Below are 10262 nucleotides of genomic sequence, written 5' to 3' on the forward strand. Positions count from 1 at the left end.
GGTAACGGGTGGAGCTGACTGGTACTAATAGGCCGAGGGCTTGTCCTCAGTTGCTCGCGTCCACTGTGTTAGTTCTGAAATAACGAACGGCCGTGTTTTCATCCGGTGTTGGTTAATTTCATAGTGTTTCGGTGGTCATTGCGTTAGGGAAACGCCCGGTTACATTCCGAACCCGGAAGCTAAGCCTTTCAGCGCCGATGGTACTGCAGGGGGGACCCTGTGGGAGAGTAGGACGCCGCCGAACTCCTTTTGATAGTTAAGCCCCGTGCCCTTGTGGCACGGGGCTTTTCTGCGTTCACTAGGCTTTCAGTCTGCGGCCGGCGAGCTGGACTGGGCGGGCGCGTGCGCGGATGGTTTCCACACGCACCCCGGTAGAGATCCTGCGGTCTGGTCGTGGAGCCTTGTCAAAGTGGTCACCGACCGAGTGATGGCTGAAGCGCCGCCGAGGCTGTAGCGCCAGCAGGGGTCCAGGTGGTCGATGACCCGGTCAGCGGCCGGCTTCGAGACCCCGAACAACGGGCGCAGCTGGTGCAACGTCAAGTTCGTTCGTCACTAGTCCCCGACGAGCAGCACCCGATCGTCCAGGGAAGTCCGCAAGGACCACCCCGGAGCGATGCGTTGGCGCCCTCGCGGCGCAGTGCGGTCACCCACTTGCCGAATGTGTGTGGGGTCAGCCCCGGTGAATGGAGCTGTCCAGGACTCCTGCGACGACCTGATCACACCAACCATGCGGCAGGTCATTTCAGTTGCCGAGTCGCTCCCGACGACCGATCCTGAGCACCGGACAAACGAGGAGGACAGGATGGGGCTCGTACTCTTTCCCGGGGACGACGATGTGACCAGCCCGGACGTCTCCTGGTCTTACACCGGCTTCCACATGTTCAGGGAGTGGCTGGCCCAGGCTGAGGGCTTCACCCTGTCCGAGATGCACGGCTTCGACGGAGACCGCTCCTGGAGCAGCGTCTCCACTACGCTGGCACCACTACTCGACCATCCAGATGACGGTGGTCCGGACCTCGCACCCGCTCAATGCGCGGCCATGCTGCCCCGGCTGGAAGCCATCATCGATGAGCGGCAACACGAGGGCAGCGACACCGTCCTCGCACGACGCATCGATGACACCCGTCAGCTGATTACCGTCATGAAGTTCTGCTTGGACAAGGACGTTGAGATCATCTTCGGCTGACCTCGGCAGCACCGACAGCATGCAGATCTATGTCTGCCCGGCCTCTCCTGGGCAACCGCACACCGACCGGGATTAGCAACGAACGAGGCCCCTTTGCCGTCGGGCAAGTGATCGTAGTCGCAACTCGCCGATACGGGGCCCTTGTTGGCTTGCCTGCTGCCGCGCCTGACCTGCCGCCGCGCTGGTTGAGTGGGTCACCATGCTCATCTACCGCACCAGCGTGCGCTGGTCGGCTTGGTGCATCTGCGCAAGCGCGAGCCCCCTCGCGCAGATCGCCGCCGGCTTCGGCCTCTTGGTGAGTACCGGAGTCCTGCGTGAAGGCGACCCGGACTTCGTCCTGCTCGACTGCACCCTCGCCGCGTGCGACCGCCTCGGCGGCAGCCGGCCGGACTTTTCCGCCAAGCACCGCCGCCACGGCGTGAACGTCCAGGAGGTCACCGATCTGACCGGACGCCTGCTGTGGATCTCGCGCGCAGCACCGGGCGGGACCCATGACCTCACCGCGGCCCGTACCCGCCCACCGGATCATGCGGTTCTGCGTACGCCAAGGAGTACCGGGCCCCGGCCGCCGCGCCTGCATCGGCGCCGGACCGTGGGTGACCACATCGGTCAGACGCCCACCCGTTCGCGACCTGTCACCAACCCGGCGCACCGTCAACCGCGGGCTCTCGGCGGTATGACCACCGGCCGAACGGGGCCCGCCCGAAATCCTGGCGGAACTTCCACCGCGCGCTGTAGCCGAATCCATGGGGTTGGCCCAGGCGGTGCGGTCTACCGGACGTGAACGGCATGGCTAGACGAACCTGAACTCGACCGAGTGGCCCGATGACCTGCGGCAGTTCCCGGACCTGGCGGAGCAGGCCGCTGCGCTATTCACCGGCAACGGTGAGCGAGGAGCCCGTGGAGATGGCCGGCGCGCTCAGTGCGTTCGCCGCTGGGGGCGATGGCGAACAGTGCAGCTGGCTGTGGCGGTGGCGAACAATGCAGCTCCTTGAGAGCTGGGCTTACGGGTGCGGCATGTGACTGGCACCGCTTGGCTCCGCAGTCTCTGTCTCGGCTTTGTCCACGAGTACGGGTTCTGGCCCAGGTTCTGTGGTGAGGCCACGCTGAGTGACAGATCAGCTCGCGGGTGACCAATCCCGGTGGCGAGCGAACCGCCGGTCAGTCCCGCGCCTCGGCTCCCGACCCCTTGCTAAGGAACTGATTCGCTGCCTCAATCGCTTCTCCGTTGAGTTCCTCGACGGAGACTCCCCAGCTCTCCTCCCAGCCGTCTAGGTTGTGCGCGCAGTGCACAAGAGGTTCTAGCTCTTCGGGGTAGCCGAGGTCATAGGCAATGTCTGCCCAGATGAGGTGTGTGCCGGCGGCGGGATCCAGGGAGCCGTCGGCGATCTGACCGGCGATCCAGTAGGCCATCGCCCACTTTGCGGCCCGGGGGTCCGAGGGCGGGTGGAAGAGCAGTCCCAGCTCGTCCAGTACTTGGCCGAAGAGCTCTGGCGCTTCGGGCTCTTCGCTCCGGAGGAGTCCCGCGAGCATGGCCAGGGACGGGCTTTCGACCCCAGCTATCAGCGCGTCCAGACCTGCCTGGATGAGCCTGTCCGACCCGACATGCCTGCCAAATGCCCGCTCGCGCGCGATGTGTCTGAACTGATCGAGGGCGTCGTCGCTGGTCATCAGGGCCTTCTCCGTCAGAATTCTGGAAGGGGAAGGCTTGCACACCCGCCGCCGCGGCTGCCATGGAGTTCCTCCTGTCTTCGGTGATCAGGACAGGAGGACGCGCTTCCGCAGGAGGGCGAAGCCTGCGCGGCCGAACATTTGGCGCTTGAGCATCTTGATCCGGTTGACGTGCCCTTCCACGACGCCTGAGCTCCAGGGCAGAGTCAGGCCGGCGATGACGGCGTCGCGGTCGCGGTCGATGCCTGCGGCGAGGGTGTGCAGGCTGGGCAGGTCGTCCTGCCGGACGGCGTCGAGCCAGTCGGGCAGGCGCTCGCCCTGGCGCTCGGTGAGCATGGTCGCGAAGGAGCGGACGTGCCCGGTGAGGGCATCGAGTTCTGGGCAGTGCGCCCGTACGGCCTTGAGCTGGAGTTGTTCGGTCTCGGTGAGGGTCTCCGGACGGCGGAGGATCCATCCGGCGACGGTCCGGGGCGAGGGCGGCCGGGCGGTCACCGGTTGCGGTGAGGTGCGTTTGTCGTGCAGGTAGGCGCGAACGCGCTGGTAGCTGGCCTTGTAACCGAGTGGCACGATCTCCTCCCACAGCTTCCAGGCGTTGGTGCAGCCCTCGTTCCAGCGGTCATCCAGGTAGGGCTTGTAGTCGTCGAGGACGGAGGGCCGGTTCTGCCACTGACCGGTGAACAGCTCTTCCGGTGTTGCGGTGTCGGCGAGCTGCTTGACGGTGCGGTAGGTCATCCCGAGCTGCCGCTGCACCGACCGTCGACTGTGCCCCGCCTTCAGCAGCGCGTGGACGGCAGCGTGCCGGGACCGGGTCCGATCGGCGAATCGGTGTCCGCGCGGCCAAGGAGAACCGGACGAGTCCGCGGCCGGAACGGCCCCGAGATCGGGCCCGGGTTCAGAGGCCGTGGGAACCAAAGTGCAGAGGCAGCGACGGTGCTGGGCGACGCTCCGCTCGGTGGCCTCGCTCAGGTTGTGCCAGAGATGCCACCGGTCCGCGACCTGGACGGCCTGCGGTGCACCGGCGCTGGCGCCCTCGGCGAAGAATGGCGCCCGGTCCCGGCATACGACCTCGACGCCGGGCCGATCGGCGAGCCAGGCCGCCAGGCTCGATGCCTCCCGGTCGGGCAGTAGGTCGACAGGACGGCGGGTCTCGACGTCGACGAGAACGGTGCCGTAGTGGCGGCCCTTGCGGGTGGCGTACTCGTCGACGCCGACCACACGCGGGGCGGGCACCTCCGGCTCAGGAAGAGCGTCGACCAGGCGCAGGACGGTACTCCGGCTGACGGACACCCCGAGCACGGAGCTCAGCCGAGCGCCGGCCCGGCCCGCCAAGGCGAGACCGACCGAGGCCAGCGTCGAACGCAGCCGCTCGGTCCGTTGACCGTGTCGACGGGTCAGGCCGGGTATCTGCTCGACGAAGGTCCGGCGTGCGCATTCTGAGTTACCGCAGGTGAACCTGCGGACCCTCAGCCGGAGAGCATCGCTTCGTCCGGCGCTCGGCACATCAGCGGGAAACCGCAGGTAGGAACCATGAACCCGGTTCGACCAGACCTCGCACGCCGGGCAAGCGGCACCGTTCGCAGTGCCTTCGGCGTCGACGCGAACTATCGCGATGCTCACGTCCACCGACAGCACCGCGACGTCCGTAATCGACGGGAACAACAGCTCTTGCAACCGGAGCACGATCTCTTCCACGGCCCCGAACTGTTATCCCAACCGCCCGGACCACGGCTCATTTTCGGGCGACTTCGCATACTGCCCAAGGAAGCTCAGCCGTCACTCAGCGTGGCCGCGTCACAGAAGTTGTGCCAGAACCCGAGTAGGTTCTGGTCCAACTTCTGTGGAGCTCTCACGCTCTGTAACCTGCCGGGACTGAATGGCCCGTCGTGACTCGTTGACAGACCTGTTTGGGATCATGCCCACATGGACTTCGACCTCGCCCCACCGACCGGCGTTGGCCCGTTGCGGATCGGTATGACTCGGCACGCGGCCAACACGGCGCTGGACTCGCTCCGCGATCTCTCCGCGGTCTCGGAGTCTGATCGGCCGGGGCAGCACGTCTTCCGTCCCAGCGGACTGATGATCAGCATCCACTGCATGCGAGACATGCTTGAAGCCATCGAGTTGGGAAGGCCGTCGTCCCAGACGGACCGAGTGTTGTTTCAGGGTGTCGACGTGTTCGCGCTTCCGGCCCGTGAGGTTGTCCAGCGCATGGGCCAGTTCACCTCGATTGAGGAAGATCCTGACGAGGATGCTTCATTCATTGCCCCGGACTTGCTGCTGAGCTTCTGGCGTCCGTTCGCGGCCGACGATGAGCCCGAGGAAGAGCAGGGCTACCACTTCAGCTCGGTCCTGCTGGCACGGCCTGGCTACTACGACACCCCTGCTCAGGCTGCGGAGCGACTCCAGCAGAGCTCGTGACGGGCCCGTCAGGACGCCAGCAGGACTCGTTTCCGCAAGAGGCCGAAGCCAGCCCGGCCGTACATCTGGCGCTTGATCATTTTGATCCGGTTGACGTGGCCTTCGACGACGCCGGAGCTCCACGGCAGTGTGAGGCCGCCGGTGACGGCTACGAGATCGCGTTCGAGGCCGTTGGTGAAGGTATGGAGGCGGGGCAGGTCGTCGGCGCGGACCGCCTTGATCCATTGCGGGAGCTGGGCGCCCTGGAGCTGGGTGAGCATTTTCCCGAACGCGCGGACGTGCCCGGTGAGGGCATCCAGTTCGGGGCAGTCGGCGAGGACGGCTTTGAGCTTCAGGCGCTCGCTCTCCGGCAGGGTATCGGGGTGGGTCAGGATCCAGCTGGTGACCGTGCGTGGGGACGGCGGGCGGGCTGCTGGTGCGGTCGGGGCTGTGCGGAACGGCTGGAGGTAGGCGCGGACGGTTCCCTAGCCGCCGGTGTAGCCGTGAGCCTTGATCTCTTCCCAGAGGGTCCAGGCGTTCGTGCAGCCTTCGGCCCATCGCTCGTGCAGGTAGGGCTTGAAGTCGTCGAGCTTGGTCGGGCGGTTCTGCCACTGCCCCTGGTACCTCGCGCACAGCCCAGAACCATCAGCCCGGACGTCGTCGGCACCAGCAGTTTCCAGACGATCTCGCGAGATCTACCAGCAAGATCAACGGTCACAGGGAGTAGGCACACCACAGAAGTTGGACCAGAACCCGTACTCGTGGACAAAGCCACCTCTACGGCCACGCGAGGCTCGACAGCTGCCTCGCAGGTCCAGTTTGTTTCCGACAGCGCGGGCGCAACCCTTACAGGGAGACTGCTCAGACAGGTCAATGGGTTAGCCCACCACTCAAGCGTCGCCGTGCACTCGTAGCTGTCCATGGCCGAAGTATCGCGAGCGAGCAGGCGGCGGGATCGCGTGTGGCAGAGCCCGTTGTCACGAGATCGTGTGCCCAGCTTGCTGAGCAGCTTCCGCCGATATCCGGTTCATCCCGTGGGAGGAGCGACCTACTGTGGCTCGGTGACGACTCAGATGATCATCCTCAACGGTGGTTCGAGCTCGGGGAAGTCCGGGATCGTACGGTGCCTGCAGGACGTACTGCCCGTTCCGTGGCTGGCGTTCGGATGCGACTCGTTCGTCGACGCCCTGCCCGCGAGGATGCAGGCGTCTGACGAGGGGATCGTGTTCGCGGCGGATGGCGGGGTGAACGTCGGGGCGGAGTTCCGGGCGTTGGAGGCGGCCTGGATGAGTGGCGTGGTGGCGATGGTCCGTGCGGGCGCGAGGGTGGTCATCGATGATGTCTTCCTCGGCGGAGCCTCGTCCCAGCAGCGTTGGCAGAGGGCGTTGGGCGGACTGCCCGTGTTGTGGGTCGGCGTCAGGTGCGAGAGCGCGGTCGCGGCAGGGCGTGAGGTCGCACGAGGAGATCGAACGCAGGGAATGGCGGCGGCGCAGGCGGATACGGTGCACGAAGGGGTGATCTACGACCTGGAGGTGGACACGACGCATACCGAGTCCCTGGTGTGCGCGCGAACCATTGCCGCCCGCCTCGGCTGATACGGGATCGGCGCCGGTGCCGGTGCACGCGGCCAGTGTCTGGCTCGGATGACGTGTGCCCGACCGGGGCCTCAGCGACGGGGAGATACGTGTGATTGTCTGGGTGAACGGTGCGTTCGGCAGTGGGAAGACCACGCTCGTCGAAGAGCTGCGTCGGCGTTGGCCCGAGGTGCTGGTCTATGACCCGGAGATGGTTGGCTACGTGCTGCGCGAGATCGTGGAGGTCTCGACCGGCGACTTCCAGGATCTGCGGTTGTGGCGAAGGCAGGTCGCGCACCTGGCGGTGGGTCTTGTCGAGGAGTACCAGAAGCCCGTACTCGTTCCCATGACCCTGATCAACGCGGGGTACGCCGAAGAAGTCTTCGGCGCGCTGGAGGACGCGGGGATGGTGGTCCATCACTTCTTCCTCAAGGTCTCCGAGGAGGTCTTGAGGAAGCGGATCGAGGGGCGGAGCTTCACTCCGGACGATCCCGAGCAGGATGAACGCGTCCGGCAGTGGTGCAAGGCCAGGATCGAGCCGTGCGCGGCCGCCATGCGCACGCTGCCCAGCGACACCGTGTTCCTCGACGGAGAACTGACAACGACAGAGTTGGCCGACGATGTGCTGGCTCGCGTGGGTGGGAGCTCGGGCGCGTAGGCCCGGTGTCTAAGGTCGCGTTCATGACGAGGACCACGCCTTCGCGCCCGCTCGATATCGAGGCGCTCTTCCCGGATCTGGCCGACTTTCGGGGGACGACAACGCGGCTGCACCCGCGCCCGGGTGCACCGGATCCGACAGCCAGCTCCGTAGGCGGTCCGATGTGGTGGCCGGCGGCCGAGCCGTGGCCCGTGTGCGGCGAGGCCCACCGGCGCGGGCGCGGGCGACGGCCTGCCGACATCCGCCGCTATCGACAGGTCCTGGCTTCGGCATGGGCACGCGAACCGGCCTCCGGCCCGACGGACGAGGAACGGGAAGTCCTGGGCGAGCTGTCCCGGGATCACCGGATCGCGGGGGCGGTCGAGACCGACCCGCTGCCGATGGTCGGCCTTGCGCAGCTGTACCGGCGGGATGTGCCCGACCTTCCGGCGGGGCCGGGCGACTGCGATCTGCTCCAGGTGTTCTGGTGCCCCTTCAACGCGCACGGCCCTGGCAGGTACGACCTGAAGCTGCACCTGCGCTGGCGGCGGTCGTGGGAGGTCGGCGAGGTACTGACGGCGCCTCCGCAGCCGCTGGTCGTGGGGTCCGACGGCTTCGTGCCCGAGCCCTGCGTCCTGTACCCGGAGCAGGTGGTCACCTACCCGGACGCCGGTCTTCTGCCCGAGGAGCTGTGTTCCAGGATCGACGCCTGGGAAGAATCACTCGAGGAAGATGCCGAGCAGTCGGCGGACGGGACCACGACAGAGCCGCTCGGCTACCAGTACGACCTGTCCATCCCGCCCGGCTGGCGCGTGGGCGGCTTCGCCTCCTGGCATGCGACCGATCCGTACCCGATGGACTGCCTGGCCTGCACGACACCGATGAGCCTGCTCCTGACCATCGACAGCTCGGAGTGGGACGGAGGCAGCGGCAGCTGGACGCCACTGGAGGACCGGGCCCGGCCCACACACCGGAGCGCCTCTCCCACCCAGGTCACCGTCGGCCGCTGGGGTGAACTCAACGTGTTCGCCCCCCCACGACGCTGATCACCCACATCGCTGGAACATTCAGTAGCTCGTCGTCCCACGGGCGCCGTCGCTTCTGTCTCCGGCTCCGGAAGAAAGGTCCTCGCGGACCATGGATGCGCGTCAGCCGGGCGACTGGTGTGATTCACCCGTGGTCGTCCGCGCCGCACGGCCAGGACTGTGAAACGACCTCGGTGGGCAGTACCCGTAGCGAACGACCGCCGGCTGCGCCCGTCAGGGACTTCGGACGGAGCCTACGAAGCGCTCGATCGCGCTCAGCAGGTCTGGCGAGAGGCCGGACAGACCGCCGACTGCGAGCGTCAGCTGCTCCGCGAGGTCCGCGTAGGCGCTCCAGACAGCGGGGTTCCTGGTCAGGACCGCGCGCAGCAGATCTCCCTCGTCCATGTCGCCCGCGGCCAGCGGGTTGTCACGGAGCACCTCCACCGCGAGCGTGAGGAGCACGGGCAGCCCGACGTCCTGACCGATCAGCAGGCGCAGGTCCTCGACGGTCAGAGTTCCGACAGGCTTGCTCCGCAGGGCATGCACTGTCGCCACGACGTATGTGGCGTCAGCCGGGGAAGCCGGCCAGCGAGCACTTTCGAGTTCCTGAAGGGACCGGCTGCGGTCGATGGATACAGGCACCCGGCGATTCTTCCGCAGTACGAGCCACTGAGAGCCGCCGCTTGCCCTGCCGGCGCCGAGGCATCTCGCCATTGCGCCGATCGGCGTCGGCTCTGAAGTTTCGGTGCCTGCCGGGCAGACCTCCTGCCAGAGCCGGAAGGAGTGGAGGGCGACCGTCTCGCGCTCGAGGACTAGCTCGACCCATGTGTCCGCAACAGACTCGGGCAACGGGGCGGCAGGATCCAGCAGCATCTGCGTGCCGCCGAGGTCCAGCACGGCTGCCCCCGTCCACGGTGAGGTGCACTCGTCCGCGCAGGACAAGGCAGCGCCCGCCAGACCAGACGCCCGGCTGGGCCTCGGCAGCGGGCTTCGCGTTCCGCGCCCAGGCGATGTCCTCGTCCACCGCCCACTCGACGTGGTACTCGCCCGGTTCAGCCGCCTGGCCACCGCACCAACGGACCGCGGTCCTCCCGAACGGGGTGCGGATATGGGACAGCCAAGGGCTCGACGGAACCCTTGCGACCCTTGCCCGTTGGACCAGCATCGTCCGATCGTGCTGCAGCAAGCTTCTACCGGAAGTCGTGAGGCTGTGCAGCTGTCGGCCGAAGTCCCACGGCACGTACGCGGGTTACTCATACGCGTGCCAGGCCGGCCCGCGTGCGCCGACTCTCCGGGACGCCGCGGCCCGATGCGGGCGGGCCAGAAGCGGCCCGCGGCCTGGACCACGGGCCCGGCCATGACGGGGCGTCAGGTTGGGCCCGGGGGTGGGAATCAGGCCCGAAAGTCTCTGGTAGAGTTGAGCTCGCTGGAAAGGGAAAGCGCGAAAGCGAAGAACTGGAAAGCGAAAATGCAAGACCCGCTTCGACCGGGAATCGGACACGAAAGAGTCTGATAGAGTCGGAAACGCAAGACCGAAGGGAAGCGCCCGGAGGAAAGCCCGCGAGGGTGAGTACGAAGGAAGCGTCCGTTCCTTGAGAACTCAACAGCGTGCCAAAAGTCAACGCCAGATATGTTGATACCCCGACCTGTTTCGGCAGGTTCGAGGTTCCTTTGAAAGTCCTGGCAGGCCTTCGGGCTTGGCAGGCAATGCACACAGCGAGGACATAGTGAACGACCGGTCCTATTCCGACTCGGTTGTTCCGCTCTCGTGG

Annotated in this window: 8 protein-coding genes, 1 rRNA gene and 2 pseudogenes; 7 read left to right on the forward strand and 4 right to left on the reverse strand. The window is 66.6% G+C overall.

Going from position 1 to position 10262, the window contains the following annotated elements; genetic code table 11:
* Positions 1 to 127 precede the first annotated feature (127 nt).
* The 3 genes and pseudogenes from rrf to EAO72_RS16895 form a co-directional block, all read left to right on the forward strand.
* A 5S ribosomal RNA gene (gene rrf / locus EAO72_RS16885) occupies positions 128 to 244 on the forward strand.
* Between the two features lie 558 nt (positions 245 to 802).
* Positions 803 to 1186: a hypothetical protein gene (locus tag EAO72_RS16890; protein ID WP_148018167.1), complete on the forward strand. Its 384-nt coding sequence runs from the start codon at positions 803 to 805 to the stop codon at positions 1184 to 1186.
* 149 nt (positions 1187 to 1335) lie between these two features.
* Positions 1336 to 1860 (forward strand): annotated as a pseudogene (locus EAO72_RS16895) (transposase family protein); the annotation flags it as partial.
* 487 nt (positions 1861 to 2347) lie between these two features.
* On the opposite strand, the gene EAO72_RS16900 reads toward EAO72_RS16895, so the two are convergent.
* Complete coding sequence (locus EAO72_RS16900; protein ID WP_148018168.1) at positions 2348 to 2857, reverse strand: hypothetical protein; 510 nt, start codon at positions 2855 to 2857, stop codon at positions 2348 to 2350.
* A gap of 87 nt (positions 2858 to 2944) precedes the next feature.
* Positions 2945 to 4549, reverse strand: coding sequence for an ISL3 family transposase (locus tag EAO72_RS16905; RefSeq protein ID WP_148018169.1), 1605 nt, complete (start codon positions 4547 to 4549; stop codon positions 2945 to 2947).
* A 228-nt stretch (positions 4550 to 4777) separates the two neighbouring features.
* Here EAO72_RS16905 and EAO72_RS16910 point away from each other — a divergent pair, with 228 nt between their 5' ends.
* The gene (locus EAO72_RS16910) at positions 4778 to 5275 is read left to right on the forward strand and encodes a hypothetical protein (RefSeq protein ID WP_148018170.1); all 498 of its coding nucleotides are present in this window, start codon (positions 4778 to 4780) and stop codon (positions 5273 to 5275) included.
* Between the two features lie 8 nt (positions 5276 to 5283).
* Here EAO72_RS16910 and EAO72_RS16915 read toward each other — a convergent pair whose 3' ends face one another.
* Complete coding sequence (locus EAO72_RS16915; protein ID WP_148018171.1) at positions 5284 to 5649, reverse strand: transposase; 366 nt, start codon at positions 5647 to 5649, stop codon at positions 5284 to 5286.
* Positions 5650 to 6315: 666 nt separating this feature from the next.
* On the opposite strand from EAO72_RS16915, the gene cpt reads away from it, so the two are divergent.
* The 3 genes and pseudogenes from cpt (at position 6316) to EAO72_RS16930 (ending at position 8539) form a co-directional block, all read left to right on the forward strand.
* The gene (gene cpt / locus EAO72_RS16920; protein WP_261991522.1) at positions 6316 to 6849 is read left to right on the forward strand and encodes a chloramphenicol phosphotransferase CPT; all 534 of its coding nucleotides are present in this window, start codon (positions 6316 to 6318) and stop codon (positions 6847 to 6849) included.
* A gap of 91 nt (positions 6850 to 6940) precedes the next feature.
* Positions 6941 to 7486: an AAA family ATPase gene (locus tag EAO72_RS16925; RefSeq protein ID WP_148018172.1), complete on the forward strand. Its 546-nt coding sequence runs from the start codon at positions 6941 to 6943 to the stop codon at positions 7484 to 7486.
* 23 nt (positions 7487 to 7509) lie between these two features.
* Positions 7510 to 8539: pseudogene (locus tag EAO72_RS16930) on the forward strand (hypothetical protein).
* Positions 8540 to 8724: 185 nt separating this feature from the next.
* On the opposite strand, the gene EAO72_RS16935 reads toward EAO72_RS16930, so the two are convergent.
* Positions 8725 to 9132, reverse strand: coding sequence for a contact-dependent growth inhibition system immunity protein (locus EAO72_RS16935; protein WP_261991523.1), 408 nt, complete (start codon positions 9130 to 9132; stop codon positions 8725 to 8727).
* Positions 9133 to 10262: the final 1130 nt, after the last annotated feature.

Source organism: Streptomyces sp. OR43 (assembly GCF_008042275.1).
Taxonomy (GTDB): Bacteria; Actinomycetota; Actinomycetes; order Streptomycetales; family Streptomycetaceae; genus Streptomyces.